Origin of the sequence: Stieleria magnilauensis (assembly GCA_007753675.1) — a bacterium.
In the GTDB taxonomy this organism is placed as follows: Bacteria; Planctomycetota; Planctomycetia; order Pirellulales; family Pirellulaceae; genus Stieleria; species Stieleria magnilauensis.
The window spans coordinates 747,113-761,987 of the sequence record CP036432.1 but is presented as its reverse complement, the minus strand read 5'-3'; the positions used below and the strand labels follow the sequence as shown (position 1 = coordinate 761,987).

General features: G+C 56.0%; 16 protein-coding genes, 1 tRNA gene and 1 pseudogene. 7 read left to right on the top strand and 11 right to left on the bottom strand.

Features of this window, described 5'->3' with window-relative positions:
• Window position 1 precedes the first annotated feature (1 nt).
• Entirely contained in the window at window positions 2-823 is an 822-nt protein-coding gene (locus TBK1r_RS02830) for a 3-keto-disaccharide hydrolase (RefSeq protein WP_145207431.1), read from the top strand.
• A gap of 526 nt (window positions 824-1,349) precedes the next feature.
• Here TBK1r_RS02830 and TBK1r_RS02825 read toward each other — a convergent pair.
• Together TBK1r_RS02825 and TBK1r_RS02820 are read right to left on the bottom strand one after the other, a co-directional pair.
• Window positions 1,350-2,663 (bottom strand): hypothetical protein, encoded by a 1,314-nt coding sequence (locus TBK1r_RS02825; RefSeq protein WP_145207430.1) that lies wholly within the window; start codon window positions 2,661-2,663, stop codon window positions 1,350-1,352.
• Window positions 2,650-3,261, bottom strand: a complete 612-nt coding sequence (locus TBK1r_RS02820) for a hypothetical protein (protein WP_145207429.1) — start codon at window positions 3,259-3,261, stop codon at window positions 2,650-2,652. The genes TBK1r_RS02825 and TBK1r_RS02820 overlap by 14 nt, the downstream gene beginning before the upstream one ends.
• A gap of 442 nt (window positions 3,262-3,703) precedes the next feature.
• Here TBK1r_RS02820 and TBK1r_RS02815 point away from each other — a divergent pair.
• A tRNA-Arg gene (locus TBK1r_RS02815) sits at window positions 3,704-3,777 on the top strand.
• Window positions 3,778-4,441: 664 nt separating this feature from the next.
• Here TBK1r_RS02815 and TBK1r_RS38180 read toward each other — a convergent pair.
• From TBK1r_RS38180 to TBK1r_RS02790, 6 genes and pseudogenes are all read right to left on the bottom strand, one after another.
• Window positions 4,442-4,717, bottom strand: a pseudogene (locus TBK1r_RS38180) (phage integrase SAM-like domain-containing protein); the annotation flags it as partial.
• A gap of 244 nt (window positions 4,718-4,961) precedes the next feature.
• Window positions 4,962-5,387, bottom strand: a complete 426-nt coding sequence (locus TBK1r_RS39420) for a helix-turn-helix domain-containing protein (protein WP_473772485.1) — start codon at window positions 5,385-5,387, stop codon at window positions 4,962-4,964.
• 55 nt (window positions 5,388-5,442) lie between these two features.
• A complete protein-coding gene (locus tag TBK1r_RS02805; RefSeq protein WP_145207428.1) occupies window positions 5,443-5,721 on the bottom strand; it encodes a hypothetical protein in 279 nt (92 codons plus the stop codon).
• Window positions 5,718-5,927, bottom strand: a complete 210-nt coding sequence (locus TBK1r_RS02800; protein ID WP_145207427.1) for a hypothetical protein — start codon at window positions 5,925-5,927, stop codon at window positions 5,718-5,720. The genes TBK1r_RS02805 and TBK1r_RS02800 overlap by 4 nt, the downstream gene beginning before the upstream one ends.
• The gene (locus TBK1r_RS02795; RefSeq protein WP_145207426.1) at window positions 5,924-6,301 is read right to left on the bottom strand and encodes an RIO2 family protein; all 378 of its coding nucleotides are present in this window, start codon (window positions 6,299-6,301) and stop codon (window positions 5,924-5,926) included. Before TBK1r_RS02795 ends, TBK1r_RS02800 begins: the two co-directional genes overlap by 4 nt.
• Entirely contained in the window at window positions 6,298-7,029 is a 732-nt protein-coding gene (locus tag TBK1r_RS02790; RefSeq protein ID WP_145207425.1) for a hypothetical protein, read from the bottom strand. The genes TBK1r_RS02795 and TBK1r_RS02790 overlap by 4 nt, the downstream gene beginning before the upstream one ends.
• Before the next feature lie 1,102 nt (window positions 7,030-8,131).
• On the opposite strand from TBK1r_RS02790, the gene TBK1r_RS02785 reads away from it, so the two are divergent.
• The 3 genes from TBK1r_RS02785 to TBK1r_RS02775 all read left to right on the top strand — a co-directional run bounded on the left by TBK1r_RS02785 (window position 8,132) and on the right by TBK1r_RS02775 (window position 9,940).
• Window positions 8,132-8,401 (top strand): hypothetical protein, encoded by a 270-nt coding sequence (locus tag TBK1r_RS02785; protein WP_145207424.1) that lies wholly within the window; start codon window positions 8,132-8,134, stop codon window positions 8,399-8,401.
• Between the two features lie 202 nt (window positions 8,402-8,603).
• The gene (locus TBK1r_RS02780) at window positions 8,604-8,909 is read left to right on the top strand and encodes a hypothetical protein (protein WP_145207423.1); all 306 of its coding nucleotides are present in this window, start codon (window positions 8,604-8,606) and stop codon (window positions 8,907-8,909) included.
• A 626-nt stretch (window positions 8,910-9,535) separates the two neighbouring features.
• Window positions 9,536-9,940 (top strand): hypothetical protein, encoded by a 405-nt coding sequence (locus TBK1r_RS02775; protein ID WP_145207422.1) that lies wholly within the window; start codon window positions 9,536-9,538, stop codon window positions 9,938-9,940.
• A 292-nt stretch (window positions 9,941-10,232) separates the two neighbouring features.
• Here TBK1r_RS02775 and TBK1r_RS02770 read toward each other — a convergent pair whose 3' ends face one another.
• Window positions 10,233-10,562: a hypothetical protein gene (locus TBK1r_RS02770; RefSeq protein WP_145207421.1), complete on the bottom strand. Its 330-nt coding sequence runs from the start codon at window positions 10,560-10,562 to the stop codon at window positions 10,233-10,235.
• A 530-nt stretch (window positions 10,563-11,092) separates the two neighbouring features.
• On the opposite strand from TBK1r_RS02770, the gene TBK1r_RS02765 reads away from it, so the two are divergent.
• Window positions 11,093-11,395, top strand: coding sequence for a hypothetical protein (locus TBK1r_RS02765; RefSeq protein WP_145207420.1), 303 nt, complete (start codon window positions 11,093-11,095; stop codon window positions 11,393-11,395).
• Window positions 11,396-11,839: 444 nt separating this feature from the next.
• Here TBK1r_RS02765 and TBK1r_RS02760 read toward each other — a convergent pair whose 3' ends face one another.
• Window positions 11,840-12,724, bottom strand: a complete 885-nt coding sequence (locus TBK1r_RS02760) for a Shedu anti-phage system protein SduA domain-containing protein (RefSeq protein WP_145207419.1) — start codon at window positions 12,722-12,724, stop codon at window positions 11,840-11,842.
• Window positions 12,725-12,789: 65 nt separating this feature from the next.
• Here TBK1r_RS02760 and TBK1r_RS02755 point away from each other — a divergent pair, with 65 nt between their 5' ends.
• Window positions 12,790-13,536: a thermonuclease family protein gene (locus TBK1r_RS02755; protein WP_145207418.1), complete on the top strand. Its 747-nt coding sequence runs from the start codon at window positions 12,790-12,792 to the stop codon at window positions 13,534-13,536.
• Here TBK1r_RS02755 and TBK1r_RS38175 read toward each other — a convergent pair.
• The gene (locus TBK1r_RS38175) at window positions 13,529-14,740 is read right to left on the bottom strand and encodes a hypothetical protein (RefSeq protein WP_419580905.1); all 1,212 of its coding nucleotides are present in this window, start codon (window positions 14,738-14,740) and stop codon (window positions 13,529-13,531) included. The genes TBK1r_RS02755 and TBK1r_RS38175 overlap by 8 nt on opposite strands.
• Window positions 14,741-14,875: the final 135 nt, after the last annotated feature.

The following is a 14,875-nucleotide window of genomic DNA, read 5'->3' as shown; positions in this document are numbered from 1 at the left end:
GATGAAAACTCTCTCAACCTATCGATTCGCCTTTGTCCTCGCCCTCGCCTGCTTCGGTGTCGCCCCCAGCGTCCGCGGTGACGAACCGGCGAGAGACACAGACGGCAAGTCCGAATGGATTCAACTGTTCAACGGCAAAAACCTGGACGGCTGGACTCCCAAGATTCGCCATCACGCGCTGGGCGAAAACTATGGCAACACGTTTCGCGTCGAAGACGGGCTGCTGAAGGTTCGTTATGACGAATCGGCCTACAAAACTTTCGACGAACGCTTCGGGCACCTGTTTTACAACAAGCCGTTTTCGCACTACCGACTGCGCGTCGTCTATCGCTTTGTCGGCGACCAAGTCAAGGGCGGCCCCGGCTGGGCGACCCGCAATAGCGGCCTGATGCTACACGGCGAAGACCCGAAGATGATGACGATCGATCAAGACTTTCCGACGTCCATCGAAGTCCAACTGCTGGGAGGCAACGGCAAAGACGAACGGACGACGTTGAATCTCTGCACCCCGGGCACCAATGTGGTCATGAACGGAAAACTGTTCCTGCCCCACTGCACCTCGTCCAGCTCCAAAACGTACCACGGCGAACAATGGGTGACCGCCGAAGTCGAAGTCCGCGGCTCCAAACTGGTCCGACACATCATCGAAGGCGAGACGGTGCTCGAATACACCCAGCCACAACTGGATGATCGCGACCCGCACGCGGCAATGCTGGCAGACAAACAAGGCGGCAACCTGCTCGACCAAGGCACGATCTCGTTGCAATCGGAAAGCCACCCCTGTGACTTCCGTTCCGTCGAACTGATGATCCTGGACGAGTAAGACGGACCAAGCCTGGGCCGCCTGTGGGCCCTTGGAGTCATCAAGCGAACCTCTCGCGGCGGCTCGATTCTGATACCGCCAAGTTAACATCAATGGGGAAGAACGCTGACACGAACCAGCTGATCTCAAACAAAAATCAGCCGTTTGGCGCGGGGCCTACGGGCCCTAACCCGAACGAACGTCGGTTCACTTTGCGCTATGGGGCGTTCTCCCAGAGGTCACCTTCAAAAACAAGCGGACGCTTCGCGTTCCTTCTTGCGTCGCTGCCGTCGACAGACGATGGCCGTGGCGAGACGGGGATGGCAGAATGATGGGATGGCAGAATCATATTGATTCCGCGACCTGAGCGGTCAGAACATGATTCTGCCCCGTATCATTCTGCCACATCAAATCATGCGATCGTTCCACCGTCGAAAACACCTAATCAACAAGCAGACCCTTGCGGTCCCGTTTTGCGAAGCTGCCGACAGCACACGGCCCAACGATGCCTTCGGTTGACCGGAACGTTTCGAGAGCGACTCTTCGCTCAAATCCGCACCGACGAAAAAAAGGTCGTCTTCTCTTCTTCAAACGCTTCCATCTTCGCCTTCTCCTCTTCGCTCGGTTCGGGCAGTCGACCTTCCTCCAAGTCTTCCTCGGTCCACTCCACCCGTGGCATGCCGCATCCGATCAAGATGACTTGATCACCGACCAGGTAATACTCGACCGCCATGTCGGTCAGCGTCATCCCGCCGCTGCTGTTGCCCTTGGTGCCGGAATGCCCGTCGCGCTCGACGCTTTCGCCTCCATACACATCCGACATGATCATCCGTCCGGCGCGCAACGACAATTGCATCTGACTGGGGTTCAGATACTCGTACGTATCAACTCCGACGAAAAACGTCGCGCCGGTCGCGGCGCTTTCGAAGACCTGAGCCTCGATCGATGTCGGCGGCTTTTCAACAGACTTGCCTTCCGGGACCACGAACGAGACACCGCTGACCGAGCCGGCTTGGTAACCCGCCGGAACCTCGACCGCCCCTGACGAACTCGCCGAACTCGACTTGGCCTGCTTCGAACCTTTCGATTTGACCGCCAACACGGTCAGGCCGATCACCAGCCCCAAGACGACGACGGCGCCCGAACCGATCCCGATCCACAACAGTTTCTTATTGACCGCCCCCTTGGATCGAGCCCCCGAGGAGCCGGTGGCTGATTTGGACGTCGGCTGCGCCGCAGCGGGCGCCGCGGCCGCCAACGCTCCGTTGGCGGCGGGAAACGCGGATCCACCGCCCGCCGGAAGCCCGCCCGCCGGAAGCCCGCCCGCCGGAAGCCCGCCCACGGGAAACCCGCCCGCCGCAGGTGCGGCCGCGGGCAGGTCCAGGTTGCCGAAATCAAAACCGCCCGACGGCGAACCCGCCGAGGCCGGGGCTTCGGCAAACGGGTCGGCCGCAAAGGGGTCCGCTGCCAGTGGATCCGCAGCCAGTGGATCCGCGCCTGCCGTCGCGGCACCCGCGGTGTCAAAGCCGCCGCTGGGCAGGTCGGCGAAGGGATTGTCGTCGACAAACGGCGACTCGTCCGCAGCCGGCGCGGTGACCTTCTTCGCAGCCGGCTTCCGCTGCGCCGCCGCTTTGGCGACTGCTTGCTTGCCCGCCGGCTGCTTGCGTGCCGGTTTGCTTCCCGCGGTTTTTGCCGCGGGCTTTGCCGTCGGATTGGCCGCCTGCCCGGACGGCTTCGACGCCGCTTCCTTGCCGGGCACTTTCAGCACCGTCTGGCACTTGGGGCATTTGACTTTCACGGCGACCGCCTGCTGCTGCAGCTTCATCAGCGTCGCGCACTTGGGGCACTTAATCGTGAGCATGTTGTTTCTCAAGTCGGTCGAGTTGCTCCTGGGCGTACTTCTGCGCTTCTTCCAGCTTTTTGGGGTCGATCAGGTTTTGGACCTTCACTTCGCAAAACCACTCCGACCCGTTGTTCTTGACCTTGACCGTGATGTCGTAGGGTGCGTCGGGGCAATAGGCTGCCGCGATGTGCGTGTCGTCATTCTGCAAGGCGTGGCGGAACCCGCGCAGGATCGCGTCGTCAGCGACGTTGTGCCACGGGTTGGACGACTCATCGGCGAGTGCCGTTTCCAACGCCATGCAGAGGTCGACTTCGTCAAACGTGTCGGTCGGAGGCTTGATTTGCAGCTGGGCGCTCTTTTTCAAGTAGTTCGCCAAACGCCACTCGGCCTGAAACGGCTTGCCGTTCCAGGTATGGTCGATGTTGTAGATCGCGCCGTGGTTGGCATGCTCCTCGAAGAGCAACTCGTTGGCCTCGCGAAACGAAAGCATGCCGTCCAGCGGCGGAGCTTCCGGCAGGCAGCCCGTGGTATTGGCCACGATCAACAGCGTCGTGATCGCGACCGACAGTCGATCAACGTTCCTTGTCCAGAAACTCCGCCGTTTGTGGATTCGCATTGCATCGCCCGATTCAGAATCATTCTCAATGAAGGAGAAACCGCCATCGAAAAATGATACTCCAACCGGCTGCCACCGTGTTGCCACCCACCCCTTCCCACGACATCGCCCCAAAAACCACCGATTCGCCCCACCACCGATTGGCATCCCGCCCGAGCACTGATCCCGCCCGAGCACTGGTGTGGAATCACTGCAAAACGCAGCGATCGCCGGGGACGCCGAACCCGCTCGATTACCAGCAGGACGCCCCAAAGCGAGGGAGGAGCGATGGATGTGGTGAGAAACCGTAGGGGTGGGCCGAAAAGAAACAATTGGCCTGATGTTACGGCAAGCAGCGAAAATCCCGGCCCGCCCCCGCGAACCTTCCCAGACCACGGAAACTCTAGGCAGAGTCGGCCTTGCAAAACATTTTCGGTTCGCTAAACTTCCCCGTCTCAACCCCGCACCCCTAGCTCAACTGGATAGAGCATCGGTCTACGGAACCGAAGGTTAGAGGTTCGAATCCTCTGGGGTGTACTAGGTTTGCCCTTGCAACATGCTTGGGCCGGGAATTAGCGAGTTTGCCGAGTGGGGAATGTTGCTCTTTTCCCCCATGATTGGCACTGCTCACACCACGAGTAACACCACAAGCCCGCTCCCAATGGTCGGCGGTAACTTGCAGGTACGATTCGTGAGCGACGGCGGTTGATTGCCCCATCCATTCATCGCACACGTGCGATGGAAACCTCTCTTGCAATTCGGTCCGCCTCGTGGACCGCAAATTCTGCCACAACCGATCCCACGGCTTGATTCCCATTCGCTCCAGCTCGCGACGAAGTTGGGTCCCCAGGTTCGCACCGACAGCGTAACCGCGAACGATTCTGGTATTGTGGATCAAGTCTTGCTCTCGTTCCATCGCGAGAGGCTCAAGAGCCTCTCGCACTTCTGCAAACAGTGGGCAGAACCGAAGACCCGTCTTCGTGGAGCCGATGCGGATTTTGCCTTCATCCCAAAGAATGTCACTCCATCGGAGCCGTGTCACTTCGCTAGGACAACGCATTCCAGCATACCGAGCCAAGACAAACGCGGCCTCCATATCGCCGTCAAGCGATTCGACAACACGTTGTGTTGTCTTTTCATCGACGAAGTGGTAACGGGTCGGATTTGATTCCTTCCCGCCCTTCATTCCGTCGAACGGATTGGAATCGAGAATCCGAGCCTTAACCGCGTAGTTGAAATACTGCTTGGCCCGTTTGCGGTGCTTGGACGTTGTGGCTTCGGCAAGTTTCAACTCAACGGTCATTTGCCGTGCCCACTCTTCCGCTTGGGCAACCGTGATCGACGTCAACTTGCAATCCTCACCGAAGTAGTCAACAAGCATTCGTCGCGTCTGCTTGTAGTTAGTCAATGAACGCGGGGCGAGATCCGTACGCGTTGCAATGTACGCGTCGATAAATGGCCCAAGCAGGCGAGCCATCGGAGGCGTCCGAGGCTCGGCCAATCCCTTCTGGACCAACTTATCATGGAAGCGACTGTCAATCTCACGCAGCCACTTGGAGGTAGCCGGGTCGGGGCGGTCGCCTGCGTGAATGCTTCGACACAACTCGTCAACGTGGAACCGAATCTTTTCGGCTCGGCGTTTGTTGGTCCCCGGCAGGTACAGGCTGAACCGTTCACCATTCAAATAGCCTTGAAGTCGGTAGCCTTTCCTGCCTGTTTCTTTACTCAATGATGCCATGATGTCTCTCTAATGCTGCGATAACTTTGCTGGTGTTGAACCGTCGGCACCTCGGGCCGATGGGGATACTGGGGATGACGCCGTCTCGGCGTAGCCGGTCAACTGTTGGTCTGCTTACTGAGAGCAAACGGGCTAGCGTGTCGGCGTCCACGAGTTCGGGGCGCGTCACTAAGTATAGTTCGGGACGGATTGTTTGCAGAACCCGGTCCGCCACTTTGTCGAAGAATGAGTCGTCGATCAGAAACACTGAAAGTACCTCCGTGTCTCTCGGCTTAGTTGGTCTCCATACGTCTTGAAAAATTCGAACGGGTTGAACCGAACCGTGTTGCCGTCTCGGTCCACGTCTTGGACGATGGGGCCCTTCGTCAAACGAATGACTAGCTCCCCCGATTCTTCCGCTTGTCGCCATCGAGTTGGCCCCGGTCGAGATTGTGCGTCGTAGAGAACGGTCGTTTCGTTGGTGATCAAGTATCGCATAGCAATCCCCCGATGATCTTCCGATACTTGGGTCCGATCTTGTCGCCATATTTGGCCAAGAATTCGCCCGCGTGAATGCGATCAATCTCACCGTCTCTATCTTGAACAATAAGACGTGCCGCACGGTTCTTGAGTTTAGCCACGTACACGACAAGTTGACCGCCTGCCTGTTCAAGTTCGTAGCGTTCCAACATCGTTGGTTGGTAGCTTCGAACCTTGACACCATCGGCTGTTGTCAGAAAATAGATTGATTGTCCGTATCTCAACGTCCCGCCCTCCGTTGCAAGTGGCGTCGGTAACGTTGAAGCAATTCTTCGGCATCCCCGTTTGCCTGAATCAGCAACGCCTGTTCAATGACTGAGATTCGATTCCAATCAAGGTGTGTTGGTCCTGTCGGGATCGTCTCACCTTCACGTGGTGGCGATGGCCGGTTGTAGATGTGTGTTTCAATCAGTTTTTGGATGCGTCTCATAGTTGTTGTCTCATACAAAGAAGTGCTTCGGTCTCGGCTGACAGCTCGTCGCCGAGGGTTTCAAGAAATTCAAGGGTGTCGATCGGGTACAACTGCCCATCCCAATCGATCAGTCGGACACGTCCACGTTGAACGTGGAAAACATTAAGGCGTCCGCTTGCTTGCTTGTGTTGCATCCCGATGCCCGGCTTCGTCTGTCTCTCTTCAATCGTCTTGGACGTCACAAGCACGAATCGAGGCTCTGGCTCCGTGACGGGCAGTCGAGCCAGTGAACGCTGTGTAAGAGGCTCGGAGGCGATAGCGGCACTATCGCCAGCGAGCGAACCACCGGGAGCTACCACCGGCGGATTTGATTTGATGAGGGTGCTGGTCATACTGCACCCCCGTTGCGTCGAGCGTACTGACGCTGCTTCGTGCAAGCCTTGCACTCCGGCTGTAGCCGATCACGGGTGGACGGGTGGCTGTAGAATTCGGATCGAGGCAGCGATTCGTCACAATCGCGACAGGTCTTGGGTTGGTCTAAAACCGAAACCTGCCCCCTAGCGACACCTAGAACACCGTGTTTTTGAGGGGCCGACATACCTAGAACACGGTCCTGGTATGATTGGTCATCTTCCTCGATGAGGGTCTGTTCTAGGTTTTTCTGATGGTCACCGATTCCGAGGTCCAGGGCGGCGACGTTGATCTCGCTAGGATGGCGGATGGCGGTCATCTTCTGGACTCCGATGCCTCCGAAGTCGGGGACTCGGACGGCGACCGGCAGGCAGCCGACGTTCACGTCGTCGAGGAAGGGGGCGGCAGACGACAAGACTTCAATCACGACGTCGAGCAGGCCGACGAATGCCTTTTTTCCTTGGCCTCGGTAGAAGTTGACGCGGATACGGTCCAGGTGCTTCCGTGCTGCCTCGCGTCCTCGGATCTTTCGATCAAGCCACGCATCCAGGTCAAATAGATCGGGAGGAAGGTAGTCGAGAAGGTCCAACACGCCACCGAGAACGTCTTCCGCGTTGTCGGCGGTCTTCTCGGTTGCGGTGTCTTGTGACTGGGAGAGTGCCCACTTGCGATGGGCTTTCAGATTCTTGATTACAGTTTTGACTTTCATGGCAGCTCAACAAAACAGAGTTTTGGAGCTACACACACCCAGCTCCTAGGTCTGGAGCTGGCTCGCCGACTCACACGCTACAGAAAACGTGAGTCAGTAATCTCGAAATGTTAGTTCGCGACGATCATCGTCAATGAGGTTGGGGCCCTGTGATCGTTGCCGCCGCCACAAGTCCCACCGAGCCGTTGTTGTCGAAGTCCATCGGTTGGCTCTACTTAAGTATACACCAAAATTTGAAAAAGTCAAGCTTTTGCTGTTGACTTTTTCAAGAAAGACGCTACGCCAAGATCGGCCGGACCCTCAAAAACACTCACTCTGCGGTTTCTCTTATAAGCAACTAGCCATTTCACGGTTTTCGAATTTTCACTACCTCTCTTATACAATCTTTTTCCGGATGATTATTTCAAAACAACAATCAGGAAAAAAGAGTATAGAAGGGGTAGCGAAAAACAAGAATTCGCGAAATGGCTAGTTGCTTATAAGAGAAACCGCCATGTGACTGTTGTGAGGGTGCGGCTTGGTGAGTCGGATGGCCTGTGAGCATTGACCAGGATCAGCGTTGGATCGCTCCGCGAGGGCCTGACGTTGGAGGCAGGTTCTTGACGATGACTGGCGACGTCTTTCTCAACTTTCTCAGTCTTTCCCAGGCTCCCACACCCCAGATTCGGCCAGCAGGACAAATCTTTCTCACCCCGGGGACATCCATGTCCCCGTCAGTGGGAGAGAAAGTTTTCGTCCCGCTTTTTGCGGGCTAAAACACGATATGGAACAAAATCTTTCTCAAACTCTGGGGAACGTTTCGCGTCCCTGGAGACCCCCTCTGTGGAAGGGGTCGACGTCGACCGGTCGTCTCAATATGAGACTTCCTCGCCGCAGCTCCCGTGCCAATAGGTAGCAGTCGGACTCCACTTGCCGTTATTTTTTCGCCACCGTTGCGATCAATTTGACTTCAACACCGCCCAGCAAACCAAGCGTCCAGTCCGGACAGTTTATTTTCAACAAAATCCTCCGATCCCCGATTTTGTCGATCCGGTTCGACCAACTTTGACACGTATTAAAGGTAGGAAGGCAACCCCCAAACGAACCCATTCGGGAAATAGATATGAGTGAAAACGCACACGACGTACCGGTCGGCCAAGAGCTAACACACGACCAACACATTCAATTGCTCCGTGAGGAAAACGCCTCTCTCCGTGGGCAGGTTTCGGACACCGACGCCCAAGTTAAAAAGGCAGTCGCCGAAGCCTTGGCCGAAGCCAACGCACCTCAAGAGTACGACGTCACCGCGATGAGCACTGCGGAGTACATCGAGAACCGCGATGCGGTACGCAAGCAACTGGGGCTGGATCGTTCAAAGAGGTTGGCACGGTGAGAATCCCTCCTTACTTCCTCACCGTAGACGGTGAGACCAAACCGTTGTCTGAATGGGCTCGAACCACGAACCAGCCATATCGCCGCCTGTATGAACGGATGAGTATGGGTTGGACGGACGAGGCCATCGTCAAAGGAAACCAAAACTATGCACGCACGACGCAAGCAGGCACGAGCACTTGCCAAGCAAAGGCAGAAGCGAAATGAAAGATCCAGAAATTACGATCGGCCAACTGACCTTGCCGATGTCAAAGTGGTGTACCCAATTCCGTCAGAAGCCGAACGAAGTCCAGGCACGCTACGCGAAGACGAACCTACCGTCCCACCACGTGGTCTTCGGTGTTCCAAAGATGCGTGACGGTAAGCGACACTATCTCCAAGTCGGCAACGTCCGGATGACCTGTGGCCGTTGGGCCCGGCTCACGTGCCAAAGCCAAACCGCACTCGCAAAGAAGGTTGAACGCGGTGTGCCGCCGTTGGAAGCCATCTTCGGTTCGTCATCTAACTGAGCATAGCCGGTGCCCGGTCGCGAACATTACCGGGCACCATGCCGAATCATAGTGCTATCCCGTGGGATGTGGTTCGGCAGAAACAACACGCGGTCTGCTGGACCGCGTTGAATACTCCGTGGTGGACTCGAACTATCGCCGGAATCACGCACTTTAAGAGCATTGAATCCGGATGTGGTGATATCCGTGGTGCCGCACTCCAAACGGAGGGGGTGAAAGCCTAGCGGTGCTCATTGCCACCGTAACGCAATGCAACCACCGAATGCTAAAGGAACCTCACACGCCTTTGGAATTCGGATGACGACTGCCGTCTCATGCTGGCAACCGTCGGCGAACCGAGCCTCGGCAGGGTACTCGGTTCGCCCTTTTCGAATCCTCTCCTGATCCGAGAGGCTAGCCGACGTCCCGGTGGCAAAGACGGGGCGTCGGCGTTCTCTGTCCTCTTTGCTGGAGATTGAATGATGAAAGTTTGTACGAAATGCGGTGAATCGAAAGAGCTGTCTGGGTTCTACCGGAATCGAGCGACCCTAGACGGCTTGCAGTACGTGTGCAAGGAATGCAGTCGTGCAGCCGCTCAAGACTGGAAAGCCGAGAATCGTACGCCAACACACAACTCGTGGCGTTCGATGCGTGAACGTTGCAACAATCCCAGCCACGAGAATTACCCTAGCTATGGCAAACGCGGAATCGCCGTGTGCGAGCGTTGGGACAGTTTTGAAAACTTCCTCCAGGACATGGGAACCCGGCCAGATGGGCACACGATTGACCGGATCGACGTGAACGGTGACTACGAGCCGGGCAATTGCTCATGGGCAACCAACGAAGAGCAGCAGCGCAACCGCCGAGACACGGCGTGGTTTGATCTCGGTGTTCTCGGTGAGATCCCAAGGATTGCGTTCAAGCCGGAAGGCACGAATCCGAGAACATTTTCCGGCCGCCTCGAAAGAGGCTGGACCCTGGAGGAAGCAATCACTGGAATCAAAGGTATCTCCTGCCCAATCCAAGAGCGTGCGATGTCAACGTCTTGTTGACGTTGGCCGTGGGCACGGACGCCCGCTGATATACCGGAGGGTCAAAACAGGTACCCGATTCACCGGATTTGAAGTCGAAAAGTTAGCCGAAGCCATTACCCAGTCTTTGCCTTCGGATTCACGTACCCAAAATTCCGCCAGATTGCTAGGGAATACTACACGCCCTAGGCGTGCTAGCTTCGGATCTGAACCCTTTTCCTCTAGGGTGCGGTCTCTTTCCTTGATGCGTCGGCGTTGTGGGGCGGCCACAGTGGCGGCCTTGGCTGCTGGAATCTGGCTGCCTTTTGGCGGTTCACCGCGACGTCCCCGCATCCGGTTGGCAATGGCGAAACGCCGTCTGCCTGCTGATTGACAGCTCGGCTGCGATGGCTCGATATGACAAACCCTTGGCCCTTAGCTTGCGTGCCTTCTCACTTGTCTTGGCATCCGTCCGCGTCGACTTGGGGCCAAGCCTGCCCTCTGCTTTTGCTTTCTGGATGGCGGCCACGCGGCGGTCACATGACGGGCATACGCTCAATGACTTGAGCAGTGCCAAGCCGGAAGCCGTGAGCGTGACGCCGAGACGTTTCCGCTCGGCGGCGGTCAGCTTCAATAGCTCGTCAATGGTTGTCGGTTTCTTCATCTTGGAAGCATAGCACGCCGGTCGGCAGAGCCTCGGCAAGTGGGACGCCGGGAATCGCTTAAAAGGGACGACACACGCGGCAAATCAATGGGGTGTCACATATTGGACGATCGGCCTAATAGCGGCGGCGGGGCACGGACGCCGCCACTCGGAAGCGGGGTTTCGGTTCTCCGGCCTGTGCGGGATGTGCCGAATGCGAGGGCCCGATAACCGGTGTGACCGCTACGACCGGCACGACTCCACCCACCGTAGGCGGGGTCGCCGGGTGCTCGGAATGTTGGCTCATTTTCCCGGCTCGGGAGACGTCACGGACTATAGTTTAGTGACGGCATGGGGGCTGTCGACTGTCCCGTTTTTCACCTCTTGAGTCCGTCCGATGCTTCGCCCGTTTCGCCTGTCCATCTACTGGTATCTCCGCCGTCAGCACTTCCCAGCTCGTCAGTGCTTCGTCATCGCACGCGACCACTCACCGTCCGTGATTCTGACCGATGAGCTGTACCACTTGCTCGAAACTGTTTGAGGTTCGCACCATGTTCCACAACCACACCGTTGCCATTGAAACCGAATCCGTTTTCCTGCTTGTCGACGTATGCGTTGACGTGACGCCCGGAGAGCCCGCCTACCGCTACTACGATGACGGTAGCGGGTATCCCGGCTCACCGGATGAAATTAACCGCGTTGACGACGTCACCGTTTTGGAGTGTGATTTCGGTGACGACTACTGCCAACGTAGTGACCTGGGCCGATGCACCGATACGCTCGATTTACTCGCTCGCATGGAAGTAGAATCGGGCCTGTACGATGACGAGATTTTGGAAGCGTTCACCGGGTAGCTTTCCGGTTGTCAACGGTTCAAAGTCTGGCAGTCAAAAGTTTCTATCATCCCATGTTTTGACGAGACGACGCGTTGCGTCGTCACTGGACGCAACGCCTACCACGCTATGGGAATCGCACGCGGGGCGTGTAGTCGCGGGCAACGGTAAGCGTTGACCGTGGGTGTCCGTGTCGATGTGGTGATCAGTGCTGTATCGTGTGTCGCGGCGATGGCCGACGGGATCGGCCCACCTGTCACGATACGTTGGCGACAGGCTACCGGGCATCCGATCAGCAACGCGGCGGGGCGGTGGCGTACCGTAGTGGTTATGTCGGTGTGTCGGGGAAGCCGGGTCGGGAGGGTGGTAGCAGGGTGCTCGGTTATTTCGGTGCGGTGATGTGCAGCGAAGGTAGCGGTGTTGCGGGGTGCCCTATCCAGTCGCGGAATGGTCGGATTGTGAAGCTTACTCAAAGTCAGAAAGTTTCATGATTGGAGATGAGTCCTTGGTTCGCTCTTTCCACTCCCGCCAATAGACAAGCCGACGCAATAGGAACTCACGGCGACTGGCGTCAATTCTTGGATTACCTTGAATCGCGTCCGCCAGTCCTTTCATCTCCAATTGGTATCGAATATCCCACGGATGAATTAAAAACGTTTCGGGAACGAACTTGACCTCAAGCTCTGCCATCCCCTTGTTCACAACTGTGGTCGCTGATTCGAGCCAATCGTGAGGCATTAGCCTATCGAAACTAATCAACTCTTCGTTTCGGCCGCTCATAAGTGAGTTTCTTTTTATCGACAGTGAAGGGTTGTCTTGGAACTCGCTTCGTCGTCCATAAATCAAGATGAAGTGAAGGTCGAAGGCTCGGGAAAAACGATATCTTCCTGATAGCCCATAGTGATCGAAAAAGATTTGCTTGTTCGCACTTGTCTCAAACCAAATTCGCCAATCCTTGATCTGGTTGTATGCTTGACTAAATTCTGCCCGCTGCTGCCCGTCGTTGGTGAAAAGCTTCTTTGTGGGGCATTCGATTTCAATCAAGGCGGCGTAGTCGCAGCTGCTATGTCCTGAGAGCCATAGAAAGTCAGGAACCTTACCACCAAATCCGGGAAGTTTCGGTTGCGAAAAAAGTGCGTTGTTTCGTGGTGAGTGTCCGGACTGATTTCCAGGCGTAAATGCACCGGGGACGAGCGACGGATGCCTTTCGAGAAAGTCCTGTAGCTCATTCTCATGTTCCGCTGAGTCAAGCAAAGCACGATATTCAACTAATAAATTTTCCTTGTAAGTTCGGAAATCGATAGCGGGTGGGCCTTTTTCAATTTCGTAGGTCTGGTCCGAGATGGTCAACTAATTGCCCTCAAGCTAGGTATTGGGTTTTCAGGTTTTCAGGTACCAATCTTACCGAACAATCAATGACCGTCGTAGCGGGTAGAATGACCGCTTACGCCGACACGCAGCCCGCCCGACTTAATGTTCCGCGTCATCGCCCTTCGCCTTTTGCTCTTGATCGGTTGCCACCGCCCAACACCGACGCAACAACCGCTATTGCTGCCGGGAACCGTCGGCACGGTTGCCCATGTGATGGATGGGGACACAGTCAAATGATCCGCGTCCGATTGATCGGAATTGAAAATCCGGCTAGTGGGAATCGACGCACCGGAAAAAGCCCAACAGTTGGTGATCACGCTATGCAGTGGCTAGCCACTGCGACCGCTAACGCTTCCGTCCGCGTGGTTGATTCGGGAACCGATCGCTATGGGCGAACACTTGCCCACCTTTACGTGGGCGACGTTTGGCTAAACCGTGAACTTGTCGCGTCTGGTCTCGCGTGGCATTACGTGAAATACAACCAAGACGCGGAGCTAGCGACCGCACAACATGAAGCACGGGCGGCGAATCGCGGACTATGGCAAGATGCCCGACGCGTTGCCCAGTGGGATTACCGAAACGGGCAACGGATCGAAACCGCGTTACCGACTAGCGAGCCGACGACGCGGGACACAGACGCAACTGTTTGCGTGACCGCGTCGGGAACCAAGTATCACCGTGCCGGTTGCCGGTATCTTGGCGACGGTGGAACGGGGATTCCGGTAAGCCGTGCGGTGTCTGCTCAGTCCCAAATCCCGAAACCAACCCGACGAAGCCCACGCACTACTTAGTTTCCCGTTTGTTCCGAAGAATCTTCATATACGACTGCTCATTATCGCGATGGTCCCATGCTCCGCGAATGTGGTCTGCGACCTTGGGCATGTCGATTTCAACGGTGGATGGCCAAAGGCACGGACTGTATTGCTCAACCCTCAGCATGTTGTCAACATCGAAGATTGGTTTCGTCCCTGTCGCTCGGATCAACGCAACTGGTTTATCGTCAGCCATTCGCATGCCAAGTTCGAAAAGTACGTTGGGATTGTGTTCCGTCAAATCAACGACAACCAAATCCGCGTCCAATAGGCCATTCACAATTGTCGCGTGAATGACATCGCTTCCTTGCTTCCTTGCTGTGACCACGCGAAATCCAGCTTTCCGTCCAGCGGGGGCGATGATCTGCTTCAAGACTTCGCTGAAGAATCCCTTTGGGTGTTCGTCATACCGTTCGCTGAAAGGCATTGCCACGAAACACATCAGTCCGGTGTCTTCTTCTGGCTCGGCGACCGTCACGAAATCGGCACCTGCAACACCCGTCACACGAACATTTGATGACTGCTGTGTTTTCCCATTCTGTTCACTGGGGCTTTCAATAGAGCCCTCCGTGATTCCGACGTATTCACAGTTTTTACGAAACAGATCTGCGAATTCTTCGTGAATCGAAGGGTCCAAGCCAAAGTTGTCTTCAAGCGTGTTTTGAAGATACTTCATTTCCGGTAGTTCGCTACCGTCGTAATGCTCGATAACTTTCCTGAAAATTTCGATCTTATAAAACGCGTCGCGTCTTGTTTGTTGCTCTTCTTCGGGGGATGCGGCATAAGCAAGTCTGCGGCCAAGGTCAGTCAACGAGATCGAGTCCGAATCACGCGTCCCCTCCGTGAGGCCAAAGGCACGTGATGCAGCTGTAAGGTAATAGAGCGGGTTTCCCTTAGCACATCCCACAGCCGATGCGATCAATTCTGGGGACCATGGGTTGCCGCCATTCTTTTGCCGAATAGCAAGAGGCACCTTGACCGCCTCCTGGAGCTCGACCCTTGGATAAGGTCTTTCGACGCGAGTGGATTTCTTCTTGGTTGTCTTCTTCGTGGCGGTCTTCTTCCTCGCGGCCGTCTTCTTCCTCGCGGCCGTCTTTTTCTTTGTGGCCGTCTTTTTCTTTGTGGCTTTTTTGGCCCGTGCAGCGTCGCCTTGCGAGTCGCTGCTGTCTGATTCGTCGGTCATGAATAGCTCAAGTTGAAGATTCAATGTTGTTGGTCTGCGCGAAAAATGGCCAGAACGCCTATGCAACCTAAGTTGATGATATTCCTAGCATTTTGGGAACGCAAGGTTCGCTAGTACGATGGAAACTCTCCAATT

What these genes read in the sequence shown, in the direction of transcription:
- TBK1r_RS02830 (WP_145207431.1), top strand. Translation starts at nt 2, where the DNA reads ATGAAAACTCTCTCAACCTATCGATTCGCCTTTGTCCTCGCCCTCGCC.
- TBK1r_RS02825 (WP_145207430.1), bottom strand. Translation starts at nt 2,663, where the DNA reads ATGCTCACGATTAAGTGCCCCAAGTGCGCGACGCTGATGAAGCTGCAG.
- TBK1r_RS02820 (WP_145207429.1), bottom strand. Translation starts at nt 3,261, where the DNA reads ATGCGAATCCACAAACGGCGGAGTTTCTGGACAAGGAACGTTGATCGA.
- TBK1r_RS39420 (WP_473772485.1), bottom strand. Translation starts at nt 5,387, where the DNA reads ATGGCGACAAGCGGAAGAATCGGGGGAGCTAGTCATTCGTTTGACGAA.
- TBK1r_RS02800 (WP_145207427.1), bottom strand. Translation starts at nt 5,927, where the DNA reads ATGAGACGCATCCAAAAACTGATTGAAACACACATCTACAACCGGCCA.
- TBK1r_RS02795 (WP_145207426.1), bottom strand. Translation starts at nt 6,301, where the DNA reads ATGACCAGCACCCTCATCAAATCAAATCCGCCGGTGGTAGCTCCCGGT.
- TBK1r_RS02790 (WP_145207425.1), bottom strand. Translation starts at nt 7,029, where the DNA reads ATGAAAGTCAAAACTGTAATCAAGAATCTGAAAGCCCATCGCAAGTGG.
- TBK1r_RS02785 (WP_145207424.1), top strand. Translation starts at nt 8,132, where the DNA reads ATGAGTGAAAACGCACACGACGTACCGGTCGGCCAAGAGCTAACACAC.
- TBK1r_RS02780 (WP_145207423.1), top strand. Translation starts at nt 8,604, where the DNA reads ATGAAAGATCCAGAAATTACGATCGGCCAACTGACCTTGCCGATGTCA.
- TBK1r_RS02775 (WP_145207422.1), top strand. Translation starts at nt 9,536, where the DNA reads ATGCGTGAACGTTGCAACAATCCCAGCCACGAGAATTACCCTAGCTAT.
- TBK1r_RS02770 (WP_145207421.1), bottom strand. Translation starts at nt 10,562, where the DNA reads ATGAAGAAACCGACAACCATTGACGAGCTATTGAAGCTGACCGCCGCC.
- TBK1r_RS02765 (WP_145207420.1), top strand. Translation starts at nt 11,093, where the DNA reads ATGTTCCACAACCACACCGTTGCCATTGAAACCGAATCCGTTTTCCTG.
- TBK1r_RS02755 (WP_145207418.1), top strand. Translation starts at nt 12,790, where the DNA reads ATGACCGTCGTAGCGGGTAGAATGACCGCTTACGCCGACACGCAGCCC.
- TBK1r_RS38175 (WP_419580905.1), bottom strand. Translation starts at nt 14,740, where the DNA reads ATGACCGACGAATCAGACAGCAGCGACTCGCAAGGCGACGCTGCACGG.